The sequence below is a fragment of the Stieleria neptunia genome, from assembly GCF_007754155.1.
GTDB classification, from domain to species: domain Bacteria; phylum Planctomycetota; class Planctomycetia; order Pirellulales; family Pirellulaceae; genus Stieleria; species Stieleria neptunia.
On the sequence record NZ_CP037423.1, the window covers coordinates 4,603,485 to 4,625,372 of the forward strand.

Annotated in this window: 20 protein-coding genes; 13 read left to right on the forward strand and 7 right to left on the reverse strand. The window is 59.4% G+C overall.

Annotated elements, in window-relative coordinates:
- Positions 1 to 43 precede the first annotated feature (43 nt).
- The 4 genes from Enr13x_RS16005 to Enr13x_RS16020 all read left to right on the forward strand — a co-directional run bounded on the left by Enr13x_RS16005 (position 44) and on the right by Enr13x_RS16020 (position 3,508).
- Positions 44 to 562, forward strand: coding sequence for an adenine phosphoribosyltransferase (locus Enr13x_RS16005; protein ID WP_145387704.1), 519 nt, complete (start codon positions 44 to 46; stop codon positions 560 to 562).
- A gap of 461 nt (positions 563 to 1,023) precedes the next feature.
- Positions 1,024 to 2,187 (forward strand): quinolinate synthase NadA, encoded by a 1,164-nt coding sequence (gene nadA / locus Enr13x_RS16010; protein ID WP_315857108.1) that lies wholly within the window; start codon positions 1,024 to 1,026, stop codon positions 2,185 to 2,187.
- A 306-nt stretch (positions 2,188 to 2,493) separates the two neighbouring features.
- The gene (locus Enr13x_RS16015) at positions 2,494 to 3,330 is read left to right on the forward strand and encodes a hypothetical protein (protein ID WP_145387707.1); all 837 of its coding nucleotides are present in this window, start codon (positions 2,494 to 2,496) and stop codon (positions 3,328 to 3,330) included.
- A complete protein-coding gene (locus Enr13x_RS16020) occupies positions 3,308 to 3,508 on the forward strand; it encodes a hypothetical protein (protein WP_145387709.1) in 201 nt (66 codons plus the stop codon). The genes Enr13x_RS16015 and Enr13x_RS16020 overlap by 23 nt, the downstream gene beginning before the upstream one ends.
- A 71-nt stretch (positions 3,509 to 3,579) precedes the next feature.
- Here the strand turns inward: Enr13x_RS16020 and Enr13x_RS16025 are convergent, their stop codons facing one another.
- From Enr13x_RS16025 to Enr13x_RS37995, 3 genes are all read right to left on the reverse strand, one after another.
- Complete coding sequence (locus tag Enr13x_RS16025) at positions 3,580 to 4,386, reverse strand: SDR family NAD(P)-dependent oxidoreductase (RefSeq protein WP_145387711.1); 807 nt, start codon at positions 4,384 to 4,386, stop codon at positions 3,580 to 3,582.
- A gap of 135 nt (positions 4,387 to 4,521) precedes the next feature.
- Positions 4,522 to 5,883: a GTPase HflX gene (hflX, locus tag Enr13x_RS16030; RefSeq protein WP_145387713.1), complete on the reverse strand. Its 1,362-nt coding sequence runs from the start codon at positions 5,881 to 5,883 to the stop codon at positions 4,522 to 4,524.
- A 509-nt stretch (positions 5,884 to 6,392) separates the two neighbouring features.
- On the reverse strand, positions 6,393 to 7,076 hold the full coding sequence (locus Enr13x_RS37995) for a MaoC family dehydratase (protein WP_197456062.1): 684 nt from the start codon (positions 7,074 to 7,076) through the stop codon (positions 6,393 to 6,395).
- 466 nt (positions 7,077 to 7,542) lie between these two features.
- Here Enr13x_RS37995 and Enr13x_RS16040 point away from each other — a divergent pair, with 466 nt between their 5' ends.
- Positions 7,543 to 8,820 carry an FG-GAP repeat domain-containing protein gene (locus Enr13x_RS16040; protein WP_390621086.1) on the forward strand — a complete coding sequence of 426 codons (1,278 nt, stop codon included), beginning with the start codon at positions 7,543 to 7,545 and terminating at the stop codon, positions 8,818 to 8,820.
- The gene (locus Enr13x_RS16045) at positions 8,817 to 9,170 is read left to right on the forward strand and encodes a nucleotide pyrophosphohydrolase (protein WP_145387715.1); all 354 of its coding nucleotides are present in this window, start codon (positions 8,817 to 8,819) and stop codon (positions 9,168 to 9,170) included. The genes Enr13x_RS16040 and Enr13x_RS16045 overlap by 4 nt, the downstream gene beginning before the upstream one ends.
- A 102-nt stretch (positions 9,171 to 9,272) precedes the next feature.
- Here the strand turns inward: Enr13x_RS16045 and Enr13x_RS16050 are convergent, their stop codons facing one another.
- From Enr13x_RS16050 to Enr13x_RS16060, 3 genes are all read right to left on the reverse strand, one after another.
- Positions 9,273 to 10,058: a class I SAM-dependent methyltransferase gene (locus Enr13x_RS16050; RefSeq protein ID WP_145387717.1), complete on the reverse strand. Its 786-nt coding sequence runs from the start codon at positions 10,056 to 10,058 to the stop codon at positions 9,273 to 9,275.
- 47 nt (positions 10,059 to 10,105) lie between these two features.
- Complete coding sequence (locus Enr13x_RS16055; RefSeq protein ID WP_231744330.1) at positions 10,106 to 10,642, reverse strand: hypothetical protein; 537 nt, start codon at positions 10,640 to 10,642, stop codon at positions 10,106 to 10,108.
- Between the two features lie 133 nt (positions 10,643 to 10,775).
- Positions 10,776 to 12,257 carry a hypothetical protein gene (locus tag Enr13x_RS16060; RefSeq protein WP_145387719.1) on the reverse strand — a complete coding sequence of 494 codons (1,482 nt, stop codon included), beginning with the start codon at positions 12,255 to 12,257 and terminating at the stop codon, positions 10,776 to 10,778.
- 904 nt (positions 12,258 to 13,161) lie between these two features.
- Between Enr13x_RS16060 and Enr13x_RS16065 the strand changes: the two genes are divergently transcribed.
- The 7 genes from Enr13x_RS16065 to Enr13x_RS16095 all read left to right on the forward strand — a co-directional run bounded on the left by Enr13x_RS16065 (position 13,162) and on the right by Enr13x_RS16095 (position 20,396).
- Positions 13,162 to 13,611 (forward strand): type II secretion system protein GspG, encoded by a 450-nt coding sequence (locus Enr13x_RS16065; protein ID WP_145387721.1) that lies wholly within the window; start codon positions 13,162 to 13,164, stop codon positions 13,609 to 13,611.
- 126 nt (positions 13,612 to 13,737) lie between these two features.
- Positions 13,738 to 14,373, forward strand: coding sequence for a prepilin-type N-terminal cleavage/methylation domain-containing protein (locus Enr13x_RS16070; protein ID WP_145387723.1), 636 nt, complete (start codon positions 13,738 to 13,740; stop codon positions 14,371 to 14,373).
- Positions 14,370 to 14,891, forward strand: a complete 522-nt coding sequence (locus Enr13x_RS16075) for a type II secretion system protein (RefSeq protein ID WP_145387725.1) — start codon at positions 14,370 to 14,372, stop codon at positions 14,889 to 14,891. The genes Enr13x_RS16070 and Enr13x_RS16075 overlap by 4 nt, the downstream gene beginning before the upstream one ends.
- A complete protein-coding gene (locus Enr13x_RS16080; RefSeq protein WP_145387727.1) occupies positions 14,888 to 15,865 on the forward strand; it encodes a prepilin-type cleavage/methylation domain-containing protein in 978 nt (325 codons plus the stop codon). Before Enr13x_RS16075 ends, Enr13x_RS16080 begins: the two co-directional genes overlap by 4 nt.
- Entirely contained in the window at positions 15,865 to 17,550 is a 1,686-nt protein-coding gene (locus tag Enr13x_RS16085) for a type II secretion system minor pseudopilin (protein ID WP_197456063.1), read from the forward strand. Before Enr13x_RS16080 ends, Enr13x_RS16085 begins: the two co-directional genes overlap by 1 nt.
- Before the next feature lie 78 nt (positions 17,551 to 17,628).
- Positions 17,629 to 19,224 (forward strand): type IV pilus biogenesis protein PilM, encoded by a 1,596-nt coding sequence (pilM, locus tag Enr13x_RS16090; protein WP_145387729.1) that lies wholly within the window; start codon positions 17,629 to 17,631, stop codon positions 19,222 to 19,224.
- Positions 19,221 to 20,396, forward strand: a complete 1,176-nt coding sequence (locus Enr13x_RS16095; RefSeq protein WP_145387731.1) for a cadherin repeat domain-containing protein — start codon at positions 19,221 to 19,223, stop codon at positions 20,394 to 20,396. Before pilM ends, Enr13x_RS16095 begins: the two co-directional genes overlap by 4 nt.
- A 105-nt stretch (positions 20,397 to 20,501) precedes the next feature.
- Here Enr13x_RS16095 and Enr13x_RS16100 read toward each other — a convergent pair whose 3' ends face one another.
- Positions 20,502 to 21,440 (reverse strand): lysophospholipid acyltransferase family protein, encoded by a 939-nt coding sequence (locus Enr13x_RS16100; protein ID WP_197456064.1) that lies wholly within the window; start codon positions 21,438 to 21,440, stop codon positions 20,502 to 20,504.
- Between the last annotated feature and the right edge of the window lie 448 nt (positions 21,441 to 21,888).

The window sequence follows — 21,888 nt, forward strand, 5'->3', positions numbered from 1 at the left end:
AATCTCTTGGCGTTTGACATCTCGCCACGCTCAAGACGATCCGATGACGATTGATCTAAAAAGTTTCATTCGCGACATTCCCAATTTTCCCAAGCCGGGAATCATCTATCGCGACATCGCCCCGTTGCTGCTCGATCCCCAGGCGTTCAAGGCGGCGACCGAGGCCATGGCGGCTCCCTTTGACGGCGAAACGGTCGACGTGGTCGCCGCCGCTGAAGCGCGGGGGTTCATCTTTGCCGCCCCGTTGGCGCTGCACTTGAACGCCGGATTCGTGCCGATTCGCAAGCCCGGCAAGCTGCCTTTTGAAACGCATTCCCATTCGTATGACCTGGAATACGGCAGCGACGAATTGCACGTCCACATCGACGGCGTGCTCCCCGGCCAGCGGGTGATCATCGTCGACGACCTGCTGGCGACCGGCGGGACCATGCAGGCTTGCTGCAAGCTGCTGGAACTCTGCCAGGCGGAAATCCTGGGCTGTTCGTTCCTGATTCACCTGGCCGGGCTGAAGGGCGAAACCAAGCTGGAGCCGTACCGCGTCGAATCGGCCGTGGTCTACTAGTATTCCGTGTCAGCTCAAGGTTCCGGTAGCGCAAACTGGCGTAGGTCACGCTGGGCGTGACACTAAGAACGTCATGCACAGCATGACCTACTTGAAAACCAAGGTGACACGGAATACTAGTGCTCGCGATAATGCTATCTAGTTTGAACCTGTTTTCGAGCCGAAACCAGACGGCTCGCGGGCTGTCGATTTTGTGAGTCGCGCGCCGCGTAAGCGGCCGGGCACTGCGACGCTGCCCGAGGCCTAACGGCCAGCGGCTCACCATTGACTCAGCAGATCCCGACTAAATCGACAGCCCGCTCGCGCCGTTCCGCTAATTGATTCAGCGCCAAATTAGGTGGCGAATGATCGTCGGCAAGATCTCGGGTGAATCGACCGAATGGGCAACCTGCCCTACAATAGAACCGGTGACAGCCCGATTGCTTGTCGCTCGTTTTCCACTTTTTTTGAAAGTGAGTCCATTGACCACGCCAACGCTCCCCACCGTCCATTCCGATCCGAACCGCAACGCGGCGCACCCGCTGGCGGCCTACAAGACGCTCTCCAGCGAGGAGCTGATCGAGCGAATCACGGCCGTTCGCCAGGAGTTGGGGGACTCGTTGCTGATTCTGGGACACCACTACCAGCAGGACGAAGTGGTCGAGCACACCGATCTGCGCGGCGACAGCTATCAGTTGTCCGAAATGGCAGCCCAGAGTGAAACGTGTCGCTCGATCGTGTTTTGCGGTGTCCACTTCATGGCCGAAACGGCCGACATTTTGGCCAACCGCCCTGAAAAACTTGCCAGCCGTAATGGAGAACGGGTCCGCGTGATTTTGCCGGACATGGCCGCGGGCTGTTCGATGGCCGATATGGCGGCGATTGCCCAGGTCGAAGCGGCCTGGGACGACATGTCCGAAGTCATCGACACCGAGCGGGTGATCCCGGTCACCTACATCAACAGCGCCGCGAGCTTGAAGGCGTTCTGCGGAAAACATGGCGGCATCGTCTGCACCAGCAGCAACGCCCGGGCGGTCCTGGAATGGGCCTTCGAACGCGGCGATCGTGTGTTTTTCTTCCCCGACCAGCATCTGGGACGCAACACGGCACTGAAAATGGGCATCACGGAAGACCAGATGCCGGTTTGGGATCCCTACGAATTAGAACTCGGCGGCAACGAAGAGCAGGCGATCGTCGATAGTCGGGTGATCTTGTGGAAAGGGCACTGCAGTGTCCACCAAATGTTCCGTCCCGAGCACGTCGCACAATTCCGCCAGCAGCATCCGGGGATCAAAATTCTGGTGCACCCGGAATGTCCGCGCGAAGTCAACGATCTGGCGGACGTCTCCGGTAGCACCGGCTTGATCATCCGCACGGTTCAGGAAAGTCCGCCGGGCACGAAGTGGGCGATCGGGACCGAGTTGCATCTGGTCAATCGCCTCAAGGCCGAGCATCCCGAGCAAGAAATCCACTTCCTCAGCCCCGTCCTGTGCATGTGCGCGACGATGTATCGCATCGATCTGCCCCATTTGTGCTGGGCGCTGGAGAATCTCCGCGAGGGGACTCCGGTCAATACGATTGAGGTATCTGAAGAGGTGACCAAGTGGAGTTTGGTCGCGTTGGAGCGCATGTTGGCGGTGAAATAGGGGGGCCCTATGACCGTCAAACCCGGTGCAAATTCGACGAGGGACAAAATTTCACCACGTTGAATCGGGGCAAACTGGGCGTTTGATGCTTTTAATGCCGATTTCGTTGACAGTTGATTTTTGCGGTAACTATACTTCCGGGAGTGCGGAATGGCGGTTGATGCGAGGGCATCCCGCGTTTCTGCAAGGAAAATCCACCGTGGGCACCCGGCTTATCGTCGCTCACCAACCCGGCATTTTGTCGCCTGAACCCTACCAAATTCGACAACGTGTTCGGACCGCTCCTGTCAAAGGAAAGCTCCTAAAATGACCTTACTTGGGAAGTCGTTTACCGTCATCATTTTCCTGCTCAGCCTGTCCTTCATGGTCTTGGCCCTGGCGGTCAATGCTTCGCATCGCAACTGGCGCGATGTCGTGTTGGGGCCGAGCGGGTACAAGGAAAAGATCGAGGCCATCTCTCGCGAGAATGAGCAGCTGGAGGACGCCAAACAGCGGGCTCAAGCGGCGCTCAGTCGCGAGCAAGTCGCCCGTCGAACCGCGCTGGCTTCGTTGCAAACCCAGTTGGACCAACTGCAAGAAGAATTGCAATTGCGAATCAGCTCGGTGCAAAAGCTCGAAGGCGAATTGTCCAACCTGGCTCAGGTCGACAAGATTCGCGCCGAGGAGCTGCAAACGCTGACCGACACGACCGCGAACCTTCGCGATCAGGTGCGGAAAGAACAGCAAGATCGCGATGCCTTGTTCGCCCAAACGCTGGTGCTGCAAGACAAACTCAACCAAGCACGTGGCGTCCGTCTGCAATTCGAAACGCGGAATCAGAATCTGCAAAAAGAGCTGACTCGGTTCCGTGAGATCGCCGACCACATGGGGATCGATCCCAAGGCGCCGCTGGACGGGGCACCGCCGGAACGCAACGGGAATGTCTTGGTCATCAATCGAACCAAGGGTTTGGCCGAAGTTTCGATCGGCATGGACGACGGGATTCGCCCCGGCCACGAACTCGAAGTCACCCGGAAATCGCGTTACATCGGCCGTTTGAAGGTTCTCAAAGCGACCCCCAACCGAGCCGTCGGCGAGATCATGAAAGACTACAGCGAAGGTTTTATTCTGGAGGGTGACCGTGTCGACACTTCCATCGACTGAGGGTGGCAAACAGCCGCCGAGCGTCTACACCGTCATGCTCGTGTTGAGCATGGTGTTCTTGTTGATCGCCGTGATTGCCATGTGGATCGAACTGCGACGCTGGGCACCGGATTATTTCCGAACCAGCGGCGCCAACCCGATGGTCCAGGTCGTCAGCACCGTCGACCACTTCGCTTAGTAGGGCATGCTGTGCATGCCATGCGTCACGCACAGCGTGACCTACGCGCTGTTCGTCACGCACAGCGTGACCTACTTGCGCAACACCCAATTCATCAGCGGTGGGCATAACCGGTCGGCGTAGACCAGCAGTTTTCCTGCCAGGCTGAGGATCACTTCGGAGCGGCGTTTGCCGATCGCCGCCAGGGTTGACGCGGCGACTCGGTCGGCCGGCCAACTGCCAACGCTTTTGGATTTGGCGTCGGCGTCGGATTCCACCAGCACGTCGAAAAACTCACTCTCGGTCGTGCTCGGGCTGACCAAGGTCACTCGTACCGACGTTCCCGCCAACTCGGCACGCAGCGCATCGCTCCAGCCATGCATCGCAAACTTGCTGGCACAGTACTCCGATTTGTCCGGCACCGCGCGATGGCCCAGCACACTGCCGAGATTGCAAATCACCGCGTCGTTGCTGGATTTCAGGTACGGCAGCAAGCGACGGGTCAGTTGGGCCGGGGCAAAGAAGTTGACCTCCATGATCTTTCGCAGCCGCGACTCCGTCGCCTCTTCGAAGCTACCGATCGCGCCGATGCCCGCGTTGTTGACCAGCAGATCCAGTGAGCCACCGCGGGATTGAATCAGCGATTCCATTTGATCGTGTGTGGCGGACTCCGTCACATCTCCGCAGATCGGCAGCAGCAGGTCGTCGACGCCGTCGCGGTGGATCTCGTCCGAGAGAGACTGCAAACGATCCGCACGTCGCGCAACCGCGATGACTCGGCAACCGGCCGCGGTGAGCCGCTTGGACAGACATCGGCCGATGCCGCTGCTGGCACCGGTGACGACCGCCAGTTTTCCGCTCGGATTCCAGTGGGCCAAGTCGTGGCTCCTTTGATTCATGTGATGCAAGCATCCTGCTTGCCGACACGTAGGGAAAGCATCCTGCTTGCCTTCGGCAGCAGCAACGCAAGCTGGAAGCTTACGCCACGGCAACGCAAGCTGGAAGCTTAGGCCACGGCAACGCAAGCTGGATGCTTAGGCCACGTCGGTGGCGGGGGTGTCGACGGGCGGTTCTGCGGGAACGTCAACTGGTGGTTCCACGGGTGCGAAGGTGCCGGTGCCCGCCGGACGGATGGAGATGGCCGACTTGCGCGCCGGCCCCATCGCGGCGACGGGCATTTTCACACGCACGTTGACGACATCGGCACCGAAGTGCTGTGAAACGATTTCTCCCTTGGCCGCCAGGTAAGCCAGCAATTTTCCGTCGCCGGGATCGACATCGATGTCCAAATCCAGGAACTCGCGACCGAGCGCTTCGCCGACCGCCTCGGTTAACATCTCGAGTCCCTTGACGCTCTTAGCGCTGACGGGAATCGCGTTCGGGTAACGATCCAGCACCCGGTTCAGCATCGCCGGTGATTTGATCGCATCGATCTTGTTGAGCACCAGCAGCGTGTCCTTCTCTTCGATCTCCAGTTCGCTGAGCACTTTGTACACGGCGCTGATCTGGTCGAACACGTTGGCGTTGCTGGCGTCGGCGACGTGCAGCAACAGATCGGCCTGCCGGGTTTCTTCCAACGTCGATTTGAAGCTGGCAACCAAGGAGTGGGGCAGATCGCGAATGAACCCAACGGTATCGCTGAGCAGGACGGTGCCCCAGTGGGGCAGGTACCAGCGACGGGTGCGGGTGTCCAGCGTGGCAAATAACTTGTCCGCGGCTTGGACTCCCGCTTCGGTCAAGGCGTTCATCAAGGTGCTCTTGCCGGCGTTGGTGTAACCGACCAGTGAAACCGTCGGTGCTTCCTTACGCGAGGCGACCTGGCGCTCGCGGCGCGATTCCACCTTGCCCAATTCTTGTTTGAGATCGTGGATGCGTTTTTGGGCCAATCGGCGGTCGACTTCCAGCTGCTTTTCACCGGGGCCACGCATCCCCACGCCCATCGCTTGGCGCGACAGGTGGGTCCACATCCGCTTCAACCGCGGCAGCGTGTATTCCAACTGGGCCAGCTCGACGGCCAGGCGAGACTCGTACGTTCGCGCCCCCGCGGCAAAGATGTCCAGAATCAACTCGGTCCGGTCGAGGACTTTGGCGCCCGTCGCTTTCTCCAGATTCCGGATTTGCCCGGGAGTCAATTCGTTATCAAAAATCACCACGTCGGCTTTGGTCTTTTCGACCAGCAAACGCAATTCCTCGACTTTTCCTTTTCCGAGGTAGGTGCCATGCTCAGCAGACGCACGCCGCTGGATCAATTCTCCGACAACCTGGGTGCCAGATGTCGTCGCCAATCCATGCAGTTCCTCCAGCGGATCTTCCGGTGCCGGCGTGTCGGGCAAGATCAATCGTGCCAAGACGCTTCGTTCCGGAGTGTCATCACTGACTAGATGTTGTTCACGCACTTAGGGAAAAGTCCTCCTGAAATCTTCGGGTCGCTCGGACCCCTTTAGTATAGCCAAGCAAGTCTGGCAACGTCGGCCTGTGCAGTCCAACTAAGCACCTCGCATGCCAACCGGGCGGAAATCAGCCCCTTCGCGGCCGGATTGTACGGCTTCGGCAGGTAAATCCCAACGGATTTTCGGCTAGATTCCGGCATTGCCAGCGACCTTGAGATGCAATCGGCCGCGATTCGAACCCGAATTTGCCCGCGGACCGAGCAGCCCAGGATCCCTGCCACGCCCATCAGACGCATTCGCCCGGCGAGGGGTTCGCGAAACACCGTCAAAGACTGGACGGCTCGCGGCCAGCCGCTAACAACAAGCAGACAGGGTGGGCGGAACAGCGCGAGCGGCCTGTCAAAGTCGTGAGCCGCGACGCGGAAGCGGCCGGGCATGCCGGTGTCGCCCGAGGCCTCACGGCCTGCGGCTCACCATTGACTCAACAAATCCCACCAAATCGACCAGTCGTCGATTCATCGCGGCTTTTTGCGACCGCGAGCTTTCGAACCGACCAGGGTCACAAAGTATCCCTCTTGGGTAACGCGACCGGTTTCGTCAAGCAATTGTCTCAGCCAGCGGACTTTCACGGCACGGCGACCATGGGGCTCAATCTCGACGATTTCGTTACGAGCTTGAACCCGATCACCAAAGAAAACCGGGGCGACAAACCGCCAATCTTCGACCGCGACAAAGGCCAGCGTGGATGCTTTGGGATGATTCGTACCCAGGCCCGCCAACACGCTCAGACCCAGCAAGCCATGGGCGATCGGTTTTCCGTAAGGAGATCCCGATCCCTGATCACCGTGTAACGGCGTGTGATCGCCTGTCAGGTCCGCGAACGCCTGCACATCGCTGTCGGTGATCTGACGCATCTCAGTCTGCCAAACATCTCCGACGGCCAAGTCTTCCGCGTAGAGTGTCGGATCGGCCGGAGGCAGTGATTCAATCGCCGCGGGCAGTGATTTAATCGCGGCGGGCAGTGACTCAATCGCTGGGGGGGGGGATTCAATCGCTGAGGGAAGTGATTCAATCGCCGGGGGGGGTGAGACCAGATGCACCGTCTCCGGGGTTTCCGCACTGACCGATTTGGTCGGTTCCGAATCGATCCGAAAGCTCGCAGGTTGGGCGTCCCTTGGGTTGGCAGTTGATTCGGGCATTGGGACTACGGCGATCTCAGGAGACAGGGGGGCGTGTCGTCATGCGACGGCCACCATCATGCCGCATTCGCTTAAAACTTCCTAGCATTCAGCGGCAACATTCTTTAGTTTTTTCCCGCATTTTGGGATCTTTTTGGATTGCGGCGACCGAAACGGTCTGTCTGACTGGGGGACAACGGCAGACTTTGTAAACTGTCGGTCGGTGACGCGTCATCGGCCCTCCGCTTAAGATAGAATGCCGGGGCGCGAGGCGCTGTGCATCGGTGCCGTTTCGGCCTGATGATCGAAGCCCGTCTGCGTCTGCAAGGGGCCGCACGTCGCCCTTCGTGCCCTTGATCGCGGCTGACATGATCGCGTTGAGCAAGGACATCCAATGCATGAACAGGCCGGTTTGCTGTTTTCAACGTGTTCCAATTCAACGTGTTCCAATTCACCGTCTTCCCACTCCCCACCCGCATCTCCCGCCATGATCACACGGATCCCGCTTCGTCTCGCCATGTTGGCCCCGATTCTCTGCACGTTGCTGTTCAGCGCTCTGCTGGCGGCCGGCGGCGATGTCCATGCCGGCAAACCGGTTGAATTTACCGTACGGATGCTCGCGCTTGATGCCAACGAGGGGATTGCGGCGGGCGACGTCGATGGCGATGGCGTGACTGATTTGGTGGCCGGTCGCCAGTGGTTCAAGGGCGGCGATTGGGCGGCACGACCGCTGCGCAACATCGATGACTGGAACGGTTATGTGCAAAGCAACGGTGACTACTTGTTCGACGTCAATGGCGACGGCCGGCTGGATGTCATCGCCGGATCGTTCTTGCCGACCGAGGTTTATTGGTACGAAAACCCCGGCGAGGAAGCGTTGCGGTTGGGGAAACAATGGCCGGCCCACTTGCTGAAAGACACCAAGAAGTCTCAGAACGAAGGTCAACTGTTCGAAGACTTGGACGGGGACGGACGCCCCGAGTGGATCGTCAATAGTTGGAAAAAGGATTGCCCCATGATGGTCTATCGGTTGCTCGATCGAACCGGCAATTCGGAGCCCGCCAGCGAGACCACTCAAGCAACCGGCAAGCCGGGCGGCGCGAAGAAAGCGGCTGCCAAACCGGAGAACTCGGCCAAGTATTCTCTCGTCGGGCATACCCTGGGCGAATCCGCCAATGGGCACGGTGTCGCCGTCGGTGATTTGAACGGCGACGGAAAGACCGACGTCTTGGTCGGCCAAGGTTGGTATGAACAGCCGCAATCGGACCCCTGGGGCCAACCCTGGATCTTCCACGCCGACTGGGATTTGCACAGTTCCCTGCCGATGATCGTGACCGATTTGGATCAAGATGGCGACAGCGACCTGATCATCGGCAAAGGGCATGATTACGGATTGTCATGGTGGGAACAAACCGAACCGGACAAGGAGACTGGCAAGCTCTCCTTCGAGATTCACGAGATCGATTCCAGCTTCAGCCAGCCCCACTCGCTGGCTTGGGTTGATCTGGACGGTGACGGCAACAAAGATCTGATCACCGGCAAACGCTACTACGCCCACAACAGTCGTGATCCCGGCGGCAACGAGCCGCCTTGTCTGTACTACTACACGTGGGATCAAGCATCCAAATCATTCCAACGCCACACCATCGATGAAGGTCACGTCGGCTGTGGATTGCAGATCGTGGCCGAAGACCTCAACGGCGACTCCAAAGTGGACATCGCTGTTGCCGGAAAAAGCGGTACGTATCTGTTGCTCGCCCAATGAGTGCGACCGAAGACCGCGCGCCGCTTACGCTTCGTCAGGCGCAGGACCAGGTGGACCATTGGATCCAAACGATCGGCGTTCGTTACTTTGACGAGCTGACCAATTTGGCTCAGCTGGTCGAAGAGGTCGGCGAGGTGGCGCGGGTCCTCTCACGCACCTGTGGCGAGCAATCGTACAAGTCGACCGATCAACCCGGCGACTTGGCTGACGAACTAGCCGACGTGTTGTTCGTGACGATCTGTCTGGCCAATCAGACCGGTATCGACCTGACCGCAGCGCTGCGGGCGAACTTGGAAAAGAAAACCAAGCGCGACAAGGATCGACATCGCAACAACGAGAAACTGCGCTAGTGGCGTAAGCTTCCAGCTTGCGTTGCCGCAGTGTAAGCTTCCGGCTTGCGTTGCAGCAGCATCGCTCGTCCCGTGCATGCCCTCCGTCACGCACCGCGTGACCTACGTCTCCGCACCCAACTTTCGCAGCACGAACAGGCCTTCCAGCAGTTCTTTGTCAAACGGCAACGGATCGTCGATGTCGTAGGCGAAGTCGAAGGATGCGACCAATTCAAATTGATCGCTGACCTTTTTGAACAGTCGTTTCAATTGCGTTGGCGTGTACAGCCGCAGCGGAAACTCGCTTTGAATGCGGACGATTTCCCCGCTCGATTTAACGGCCTTCAGTTTCACGCGCAGGGTTTCCAGGCGTTTCTTTTCATCGGTGTGGGGAACACTGATGGTCGTCGTGAGCGTCGTTCCGGCTTGACTCATTTTGAATCGTTCGACGACCGCTTCATAGTCTTCTTCAGGCACCAGGTGCATGCCCAAAATATAGATCCCGCCGGTGGCAATCGAGTCGGCCATGCTGCGCAGGTGGGCGACGGCGTCCTTTTCGGTCAGCAGGTGGCGGAACGTGTTGTAGGTGCAAAACGCCGCGTCGAACGGTTTCTCAAACTCCAGGTGCGTCATGTCGCCCTTGACGCACGTCGCCTGCAGCTTTCGTCGTTTCAACTTGCGACGCATGTAGTTCAACATCGCGTCGCTGAGATCCAGGCCCGTCGCGTCGTAGCCCTTGGCGGCCATCGCCACGACCAGCCGTCCGCTGCCGCATCCGGGTTCAAACACACGCCGCACTTTGCGCCCGGCAAACCGCTGGAAGGCTTCTTCAAAAAAAGCGACTTCGACCGGCGTTTCTTCCCGAAACAGCATGTCGAAGTATTGGGGGTAGTCGTACCAGTTTGCCAAGGTGATGCTCTAGTGGTGTTACGGAATTCGACGCCAGCGGCGCAAAGTCAATTCGCTCCGTTGCTGCCGTCCGATGCCGGTTCAGGAGAGGTTTCCGCGGAGTTGTCGGCGGAGTGCTCGGGCAGTGCAACGATCTTCCCGAACAGGTGCCCGCCGTGGTCCCCGTGTTGCCAGGTTCCGGCATAGCGACCGGCTTGGGGACCGGGTTGAATCAACACGCGGGCGTCGAAGGTGCCCATGCCGGGGATCCACAACGAATCGAGCGTGATCACCGGCGTGTTGCCGGACCACAGGATTTTCAGATCCATCGGCAGTTCCTGGTCGACGTTGCCGTATTTGATTCGCGCGGTGAACCGATACAGATCCGCCGCGGGAAGTTTTTCGCACGACTTGATCGTGTACGCTTCGGTCTTCGGCGACCCGTCCTTTCCATCGACGGTGAACTTGCCGATGAACTGGGTTCCGCTCAAGTACTTCGCCAACCGGGTTTCCCGCGTGGTTGCTTCGTCGGCAACCGCGGGACCGGAAACGATCAAACCCAGAGCCAGGATGGCGAGCGAGAGTCGAAAGACGTGGTGGGTCATGATGGCACCTCAAAGGGAACAAGGGGATGCCATCAGTCTAACGTCGCCGCCAAGCGAAGAGTAAGGGGCGGGCGCCAAGCTTTCCCGGCGTTGACAGGCTGGAAGCCTATCCCACTCCTTCTCCGCTGGTCGCTTACGGACTGACGATTTCGTTGGTCCGTTGCACCCGCTCTTTTTGTTGCTTGAACATGTCGGGTAGATCCACGGGGCGGCGCCGCGAGGGGCCTGGGACCGGCTCCGGTTGCCAGTCATCGCCGCGGACGGCGGAACCGAACGGCGTGGTCAAGGAATCATCAAGCGTCTTCAGGTACGCCTGCAATTTCCAGGCGGGGATCACGGTCACACCGGCTTCGGTCGCCCGTTGTTTGGCCTCGCCGAGCGCCGCCAATTCGGCTGCGGCGACGTCTTCGTCGCGACCTTCGATTTTGGGCGATTCACCGACGACCAGGAACCGCACGCCCGGATCGATTCGGCCGCTGCGTTCGCCGTTGTCGGCGATTTCGGCGCCGGCCGCCTTGATCATGCCTTCCAGGATTTCGTTGTCGGGGCGGCCATCGTCATCGATGTCGATGCCACCGGCCAGGGCGATGCGAACGGTCCGGCCGGGTGCCCAGAACGGCGAGTAGACGGCGTCGCCTTCGATGATCGGGTTGCCGATTTGGGGCATCGCCACGACGCGAGCTTCGGCCAAGTGCGGGCCGAGGATCTTGGTGATCTGGATGGACGCTTTGATGTCCGCGTCTTGAAGCCGTGCGGTGTCATCGCGATCGACCACACCGAACGTGATCCCGGGTCGCAACGCGTCGGCGGAGCCCAGGTTGATCGAGACGATCTTGCCGCCGCGGAGGACGTAGCGGATTTCGCCCTGGACGGTCTCGAACCTGCCGCCGCGAAGCTTGTTCAGTTCCAGCTTCTGCGTTTCGATCGTGTTTTCCAACATTTGGGTCTGCTTGACCAGATCGTTGACCTGGGTGCCGGCTTTGCGTTGGAGGGCTTGCAGATCGCGTTCGCTCTTCGTCTTACTGTCCTTGGCTTGCTCCATTTTGGTCAGCATGTCGTTGCGATAGGCGGCGAACTGGGTCCGCTCGTCTTCGAGTTGTTTCGCCAGGTTTTCTCGTTCGGTTTCGGCCTTCTGCTGTGCGGCACGGGCGGTTGCGACATCGGCGGCGGCTTGGGCCCGGATCTTGTTGGCGTCGTCGCGAGCGACCCCGTATTGCTCGTTTCGGTCGCGGATCGCGTTCATGAAGTAATCGACCAGCGCGCCGTAGTGGCGGTCCTGGATGCCGACGTCTTGGCCGAACACCTGCATGTCGCTGTGGAACTGGGTGGCCAGGGCGTCAAATTCTGCGTCCCCGCTGCTGCTGTTGGCAAAGGAATCGAATTCGTCCTGCGTCATCTGCTCGGCACCGAGCATCTTCTGCATCGTGATGTTCTTTTCCTCGGCGTTTTTCAGACCGTTTGAGACGTCGTTCAGGCGATTGGCAATGGTCGCCCGTTCCTCCGCTTGCCCGCTTCCCCAACTCCAGAGGATAAAGTTCAGGGCAAGGGAGAGGACCAGCAGAATCAAACAGGTGATTAAGCTGCCGCGAATGACTGAATCGTCGCGTGCCGCCATGGGAAACTTCCGAGCGATAAGTGGAGAGGAAAGGAGAAACCGACTGGTTGGACGACTCGCACACCGAGCGGCGCCATCGATCGACCGCGGCGCGCGGCAGGAAATCCATCCACAGAATATTCACAAGTCTGCGCCATTCTAGCATTTCTGTCCGAGAATAACCGAGCTTCCCGTTCCGTCTGGGCGGGTTTTGGCGCGCCCGGACGATGAAGACAGCTGATTCCCGCTTTCATTGGCGACATCCGGGGGGCGGAGCGAACAAACTTCGGCGGCAAATCTTGGTCGGAAAATCTTGGTCGGAAAATCTCGGCCGCAAAAAACGGCGGCAGGCCCGAATGACACGGGCATCCGTGTTGGTGTGCAGGCTTGAGAGACCGTCCAGCTTAAGACGATCGCATTTCTGATGTACGATGACCCTTCCGGGCCGTCGCCCGTGGGGCTCTGCGCGACGACCTCGAAAGGACGTCGTAGACCCCTCCGCCGACCACCTCTCACCCATTCGGTCAGCTCAATCAGATTTGTCGCGTTTCGCGCTAGCCCTAAGCTGGACGGTCTCTGAAGGCTAGACACCAACGGTACCTGCACCCTTGTCGCTCGCGTCGACTGCCTCAACTTCCGCGTCGGGTCGCGTCTCAATCCGATTCCATTCACCCGCCCGCTGGCGGCTTGTTGTTTAAATCGCGGAACCTTTTGCTGGGCGAGTGGTTAGAATAAAAAGAGCGCCTCGAGTATCGCCCCCCCAGGGCCGGTACTTGGTTGCTGCTCGTCCAGGCAAGACCTCCCGCAGGCAAGGCCTCACCAGTGGTGTGGGTTGGTCGACCCCTCGCACGCTCCGTTGGTGATCAAACGGGCGGAGGCCCTTTCCCCTTTCGGAACCCTTCCCAGACTCATGCAAATCCAATCCATGTCACGTCCATCGTCCCCATTTGCTGCTTCCCCCCGTCGCCGTCGCCGTCACCGACGTGCGGCTCGACACGCTTTCACGTTGCTCGAGCTGTTGCTGGTTCTTGCCATCCTCGTCGTCCTCGGTGGCATCGTCGCGGTGAACGTCGTGGGGACCGGCCAAGCCGCTAACGCCGACGCGACGACGGCTCAGCTGAAAATGCTCAAGTCGAACATTGACATGTTCCAGATCCGCATGAACAGCTTGCCGCAAACCTTGGAAGAACTCCGTGACGGACCGTCCGATGCGGCCAAAAAAGCGAAATGGGTCGCGCCGATCATCACCGAAATCCCCAAAGACGCCTGGGGCAATGACATCGACTACAGCGTCAACGGCAACAGTTACGAACTCCGCAGCGGAGGCATCGACGGCCAGAAAAACACCGAGGACGACATCGTCGTGACGCCGTAAGCATTGATTCCCTGCGTTTTACCAAGTGTTAGCGGCAGGGCGCAAGCCCTCCGGTTGCTCATCGTTCCCGAAACACCGGAGGGCTCGCGCCCTGCCGCTAATAAACGCTTCACCGCGTTACCTGACATGGTCGCACTTGAGATTCATCGCACGCCAGAACGACAAAGCGGATTCACGCTGCTGGAGTTGCTGTTGGTCTTGGCGATCCTTTCCGTCCTCGCATCGATCGCGATCCCACAAGTCGCCTGGTTGCTCGGTGATCGAAGGATCGTCCGAGGGGCCAAACAGATCCGCGAAGAATTGATGTTGGCCCGCATCGACTCGATGCGGCAGGGTCGGATTTTGATGGTCGACGCCATGCTTGAATCCGGCCAGTTCCGCGTCCAACCGTATTTCTCCACGGCCGACTCGGTCAACGCGATCGACCAGACCGGCACCCAATCGGCTCTGTTGTCCGGTGCCGAGCAGGCTCAATTTGTCCCGGTGATCCAGGACGAATCGAAAATCCGCCAATTGGATCTGCCCGACGACGTGGTGGTCAAAAGCGTGTCGGTCGTTTCGGCGGCCCGGGCGATGGAAATCCAGCAGGCGACGATGAGCAACCAAGCCGAAGGATACAGTCAACCGATCTTGTTTTACCCCGACGGGACCACCAGCACGGCCGCGGTGGTGCTGATGCATCCCGAACACGGGCAAATCACGATCAAGCTGCGCGGCATCACCGGCGACGTCACGATCAGCGAGGTGGGGGCCAATCAATGACCGTCACGCAAGCACCGAAACAGGATTCATCGAAATCACCCTCGCGAAGCCGTCGGGGCGGTTTTTCGCTGTTGGAAATGATCCTGGCGTTGGCCATCCTCGGCAGCAGTCTGGCGGTTTTGGCGCAAATCGCCGGGACCGGCGTCAGCGCCGCTCGCGAAGCCCGCGCGCTGGTGACCGCCAGGATGATCTGCCAATCCAAACTGAACGAACAGTTGTTGAACATCCAGGCGGGCCAAACACCGACGACGATCGTCGAAGCACCGGCCGAATCGTTCGACAGCGCGTCGACCGAAACGTTCGTCTACACGGTCGAAGTCATGCCCGGTCAACTCGATGGATTGCTTTCCCTTCGCGTGACCGTCACGGCCCGCGCCGGCGACGGCACCGAACAACTCGCCGCCTTTGCACTCGATCGCTGGGTGATCGACCCGGCGCTGGGGCTGGAAGAAGCCGAGTTGGAAGAAGAGGCGGCGCGCGAAGAAATCGCCAACGGCGGTGAGGAGCCTCTCACATGATTCAAACGGGCTTGACGAACGTGACGAATGCGGCTCGGTTGGGCCGTCCGCGGCGACGCGGTTTTACTTTGCTGGAACTGTTCTTGACGCTGTCGATGGCCGTCGTCCTGATGACCCTGGTCAACGCGGCGTTCCGATTCTACGCCGTCGACATGGATTCCAATGACATGGACATGCGGCGGACCATGCTGGCCTCGGCCGTGATGCAGATGATCGAAGACGACTTGCGGGCATCGCTGCACCCGGAACCGTTGGACACCAGCGCGCTGGAAACCTTGCTCGCCAGCACCGCCGCTTCGGCCACCGGCGGTGGCAACTCGGGGGATTCCGGAGATCCCGGCGACGCCGAGGCTGCCGGCATGGACGACCCCGCACTGGAAGAGGAACCGGTGACATCGGTCAGCGGGGTTGCCGTGTTGCAGACGCCCGGCTTGATCGGGGACCAGTATCAATTGCAAATCGATACCAGTCGCCTGCCGCGGTTAGAAGAGTATGCCATGTTGATGGACGTCGATCCCGGGAACCTGGCCGATTTGCCCAGCGATTTGAAAACCGTGACCTACTACGTTCAGGCGGCCGACTCGATCGGGATCGAGGATCCGCTGGCCAAGTTGGACGCGACGACCTCGACGACCGCCGGCGGGTTGGTTCGCCGCGTCTTGGATCGCTCCGCAACCACCTTCGCATCGACCTCGGGCAACCTCGCGGCACTCGGCCAGACCGGTGAATTGCTCGCGCCCGAGGTCACGGGGATCGAGTTTTCCTACTGGGACGGCGTGACCTGGCAAATCGAATGGAACAGCGACGAACTGGGGGAACTTCCCCTGGCCGTGAAAATCCAATTGGTCATGGTCGATCCGCTGGTCGCCGAGAGCGAGCAGGAACCACGGCTGTTTCAGCACGTCGTCAAACTGTCGATGGCCAAGATCATCGAAGAGGAAGAGGAAGAAGATCTTTCGGGGGTCGGCCTGTGATGTTTTCACCCACCACAACCAAGACGCAACGTCCGGGCAGACGGCGAGGTTTTTTCCTGGTGCTGGTGTTGCTGGTCGTCGTCGTCGCCACGTTGTCGGTGTACTCGTTCACCGGAGTGATGGTCGCCTACGACGACGCCGCGTACCTGTCCGGCGACTTGGTCCGTGCCCGCGTGGCCGCCGATTCCGGTGCCGAGGCGATTCGTTTGATCTTGTCTCAACCCCGAATGATGCGGGACGACATGGGAGGCGTCTACAACAATCCCAACCTGTTCCAGGCGATCGCGGTTTCCGATCAAGACCCGGCCAACGTCTGCGACTTTTCCGTTCCCGCGCCGGATCTGAACGAAAACGGCATGCTCAGCGGCATTCGCTTCGGGTTGCAGGACGAATCGGCTCGCTTGAATCTCAACACGTTGACGGTCTTGGATGAAAACTCCGAAGGCTTGATGGCCGCGCTCAGTCTGCTCTCGGATCCGGACAGTGCCGATGTGTTGCCTGAAAGTATCGCTACCGCGTTGTTGTTGGCCTTGCCGGGGATGACCGAAGAGATCGCCGATTCGATCATGGACTGGCTGGACGCCGACGACGAAGTGCGTCCCTATGGTGCGGAGCTGGAGTATTACAGCGGTTTGCCGACGCCCTATGAACCGACCAACGGCCCGATCAACAGCGTCGAAGAATTGTTGCTGGTCAGCGGGATGACCCCGACGCTGCTGTTCGGTGCCGACACCAATCGCAACGGCGTCCTCGATCCGGACGAACAACAACGCTTCAACGTCACCGTCGACACGCCCGGCGCACTCGGCTTGGCGGCCTATTTCACGATCCACGGCCAAGAGGCCAACAAGCAGCGCGACGGCACGTTTCGGGTGAACATCAACGCGGACGATCTGGAAATCCTGTACGAAGACTTGACCGAAGTGCTCGGCGATGACGTCTACGCCAGTTTCATTTGTGCGTACCGCATGTCGGGGGCACCGTCGACGTCGCTCGCCGGAGCGGCTCTGCCGGATGCAGCCAACGCCGCACCGGATGACCAACCGGCCAACGACGGCGGCGTTTGGACGGCGGACCTGCTGGAAAACTTCGATCTGTCGGCCGGCGGTTCCGTCGAATTCACCCAGGTGCTCGATCTGATCGACGCCACGGTCACCGTCGGCGGAGGAGACGACGCGGTGACCTACCGCAGCCCCTTTGATCTGTTGACCGCGGGCATCTACCTGCCGTTGATCATGGACAAACTGGTGACCGGTGACACGCCGGCGATGCCCGGTCGGATCAATGTCAATGAATGCCCCGCGGAACTGCTGTACGGCATCCCGTTTTTGACCGAGGAACAAGTCGGCATGATTCTGGAGGCCCGCGGGACGGAAACCGACGACGAGAACCGGTTCTACGAGACCTGGTTGATGGTCGAAGGCATCGTGACGCTGGCGGAAATGAGAAATTTGGTGCCGCTGTTGACCGGCGGCGGCGACGTCTATCGGGCCCAGATCGTCGGCTACTTTGAATCGACCGGTTTGGCCCATCGCCAAGAAGTGATCATCGACGCGACCACCGTGAACCCCAAAATCGTGTCCTATCGAGACCTCAGCCATCTCGGTCGGGCGTTTGACGTTTCCGTGCTCGGAATCCGCAACACGGCCGCGGTGTCCGGTGACGAGCCCGCTGCCTCCCAGTAACCGCCTCCCAGTAACGTTTCCCAGCCAGCCCCCCGAGACTGACCGTGCGTTTTGACCTTATCGAACTAGACTACCACCATGCCTAAACGAATAGCCCTCGACTATGACGACCGCGAATTGCGGATCGTCGTCGCCAACTGCAACGGTTCCAAGGTGCAGGTGACCGATGCACAGGTCATCCCGATTCCTGAAAACGGATCGGTCTCGGAAAAGCTACGGGCCTACATCACCAGCGAAGGCCTGCAGAAGACGGAAACGCTCGTCACGATCGGTCGCGGTAAAGCGGAGTTGCGAGAGTTGCAATTGCCGCCGGTGCCCGATGATGAGCTTCCGGACATGGTGCGATTTCAAGCCATCCGCAGCTTTGCGTCGGCCAGCGAGCGCGCCATTGTCGACTTTTTGGTGACCCGTCGTACGAATGAAAACCACACGCTGATTGCGGCGGCCGTTTCTCCGGGGGACATGGATCGTGTCCGCGAACTCTGTTCGACGTCGGAATTGCTGCCCAAACGCATCGTGCTGCGTCCGTTGACCGCCGCATCGCTGTACTTGCGAGGTCAAAAGACGCCGCCGATCTGCGTCATGATCGACTTGCTGACCGACGACGCGGAAATCGTGATCGCCCGGGACGGCAAAGTGATCTTTGTGCGTACCGTTCGATTGCCGTCCGAGGCCCGGCATCGCAGCGGTGCGATCGCCAGCGAGTTGCATCGGACGATGGTGGCCTGTGGCGAGATGTCCACGCCGGATCGAATCGTGGTGTGGGGGACCGGTGCCGTTCACACCGGTGACATCGCGGCCATCAAGAGCACCGTCAACTGCGAGGACGTCCAGGCGGTCAACCCATTCGATCTGGTCAACTTGCAGATGGATCGCGATGCTTTGCCCGAACACGTCGGCCGGCTCGCCCCACTGGTCGGCCTGCTCGCCAGCGACGAAACGGCTCCGGAAACGTTGATCGATTTTCTCAACCCGCGTAAGAAGCCGGAAGAGGAACCCGATCGCGTCCGCCGCATCTTGATGATCGCCGGACCGATTGCCGCGGTGTTCCTGGCCGGCTTCTTCATCTACCGGCAATTCGCCCAGTGGGATCGAAAGATCGCCAACGCGACCAACGAAGTCAACCTGTTGTTGCCGTCGGCCGACGCTGCCCAACAGAGCATCGCTCGGACCGAAACCATCGACCAGTTCCTCGACAGCGATGTCAATTGGTTGGACGAAATCAGACGACTGGCCGAAAAAGCACCGCCGAGCGACAAGCTGATCGTCCGCAATATCTCCGGTACTGCCAGCATTCGCGGCGGCGGAGGCACGCTTCGCGTCGTCGGTGCCGTCACCGAGCCGAGTGTGATCGACGAGTTGGAAGAATCACTGCGTGACGAGACCCATGGCGTCGTCGGTAAGGGATCGCAAGAACAAAAAGGCCAAGACACCTATGCCTGGACGTTCACCGAATCGGTGATGGTCTCCGGTGAAACGGTTCGCAACACCCGCTACCAGCGGATGGCCGAGCGGATGGCCGAGGCCGAATCGGAGTCGGAAGCGGATACAGATGCCGAAGCGGAAACTGAGGCCGCCGATGAACAACCGCCGGCCGAATCGACGCCGGCCGAAGAGTCTGCCGAACAAGCACCTACTGATGACGCGACCGATGTGACGGAGGTCGAAGCATGAACCAGCGAGAACGAGTATTAGCGATCTTGGTCGGCGGACTGTTTGTCCTCGGGCTCGGCCAATGGGGATTCACAAAATACAAAACCGCCATCAAACAGCGGCGTACCCAATACGAGTCGCTTCAAGAACGACAGATTCAACTTTCCGAACAACGCAATCAAGGTGCACTGGCCGACCGCCAGATGGGCGAATACCTGGTGCGGTCGGTTTCCAGCGACGTCGAGCGTGCCCGCAGCGACTACCAAAGTTGGCTGTTTGATGTCGTGGAAAACCACAACATCCAAGACGCCAAGATCGACAGCGGGCGGACGAGTCCCGTCGGCGATCTGTATCAACAAATGACGTTTCTGCTGACGGGGCGTGCCGAAGTGGAAAACATTTTTGAGTTCATGCACGAGATCCAATCCAAAGACTATTTGCATCGGATCCGCGAGTTTGATCTCAAACCGTCCAAGACCGAATCGGGGTTCACGATCAGCATGACCATCGAAGTGGCTTCGCTGAGAAACGCTCCCGTCGACGCCAACGCGCCGGACACCAACGCCTGGCGCGTGGATCCGGATTCGCTGGCCTACAGCGATCCGATCTTGAATCGCAACCTGTTCGAGCCGCCCAACCGGGCGCCTTCCTACGGCGGCAGCGACACAATTGAAGTGACCAAGGGACGCAGCGAAGCCGTTTCGCTGGTGTTCAAGGACGCCGAGCAACACCGGCTGTCCTATGAATTGGTCGATCCGCCTGAGAACGTTTCGATTGACGATCGCAGCGGCACGTTGCGTGTCAGCAGCGACGAACTGACGGAGTTCGACGTGACGGTTCGTGTCACCGATCAAGGTTACCCGAAACGGGTCGTCGAAGAAACGTTGCTGGTCAAGGTCGTCGATCCGCCTCCACCGCCGCCGCCTGAAAAGCCGCCGTTGGAGTTTGATGATGCCAAGCAGACGTATCTGACCGGATTGGTGCAGGGTGCCGAAGATTGGACGGCCTGGATGAACGTCCGAACGCGCGGCAAGACGCTGAAGCTGCGTGTCGGCGACGAATTTGAAATCGGCAGCGTGCGTGGAGTCGTCGAATCGATCGATGCAGACAGCGTGAAGATCAAAATCGGCGAAAAAACCATCGCGCTGACCAGCGGCGGAACACTCAAATCCGCCGTCGATTCGGTGGAGTGATCCCTGGTGGGCAACGCTTCCGGCCTGTCACGTGCTGCGGTGAACCACGAGCCCCTTGTGTTCTTGACGGATCGACCGCAACCGAATTTCGAAATCAGCAATGAATCAATAAGCCCTTCCTGCCGTGATTCCGTCTGCTGATTGATTGTCGATTGGTTCGAGCACCCATCTTTTGTTGAACCAAAAGTATTGTTCCGGATTGGCGCGGATCGCCGCCTCCAACGGCGGAATCGTTGCTCGCATGATGCGTTCCGCGTCGGCATTGCGGTCCATTTTTCGATTCGGCATGATCGACGCTTTGAAATGCAGTTGCAGACGGCCGCCGGCTGGTCGAGTTGTATAGGCGGGAAGGACCGGGCATCCGGCGACATGTGCCATCAGCCCTAATCCGCGGGCCAGGTCGGCGGTATGGCCGAGGAACGGAACCTTCAAGTCGTTTTGACGGGAACGCAGGTCAACGAGGATCGCGATGATGTTGCCCTTTCGCAGCGACCGAATCGTTTTGCGAAACAGCATCGGATCGTCGCGCTCGATGGTTTCGCTGCCGATGTGTCTGCGCATCGCGTTCAGGTGACGATTGAACAGCGGATTTTTTTGATTGCGGTAGATGAACGTCATCGGATAACCGAGCTGCTCCAGGGCGATGCCGGCCAAATCCCAATTGGCCAAGTGTGGAACCGCCAGGATACAACCGCGATCGAGCGCCACCGCACCGTCGAGTCGTCGACGATCGTCTTGATCGATCAGTGTGTTTTGTTCCACCCATTTTCGCGTGACTTTGGGGGTGCGCAAGATCTCGATCAGATGCCATACCAAATCGCGATAGGATTGTCGCGCGATCCGTGTAGCGTCGACTTCGGAGAGGTCGCGGAAGACCTGGCGGATCCTCTGCTCGGCCGCCAATCGTCGATTCCGACCGATTTGAAAACCGACAGGCGCAACGACACTGCCCAACTTCAGAGCCGCGCTTTGGGGCAGCACGTTGACCAGATTGGACAAAAATTTTAGGGCGGCAAATTCCGCAAGGTGTCTTGGATGATGCATCCGATTCTCCAACCCCCCTTGTTCCCCTTGTTTGTATGGGTTGTGCTGACAAATCATTGGATCTTCCGAAACAAATGATCGACGGCATGTTCGCGTCGCAGCGACGCACACCCCGGCAATTCGCTCCGTTGGCGGTGGACCTGTGGGAACCCCGTCGTCACAAATGTCGGTGATGGCGCGCAACTCTCCTCAGCCCCGGCAGACTGTATCGCCAATGACTCGGCGGCGTCGCAAGGCGATTCTTCACCGGCCAGCAGGATTTCTCGGACAAGAATGTGCCCGGCTTGAATCAATAAGGTGGGTGAATCAATAAGGTGGGTGGCACCAATCGATGCTGAGAATAGTGGGTGGCACCAATCGATGCGGTCCCGCCTGCACGGCTGAGTTTGGTGGGTGGCACCAATGGGCTGAGAATAGTGGGTAGTGTCTTGGAAACGGCGGCTCGACC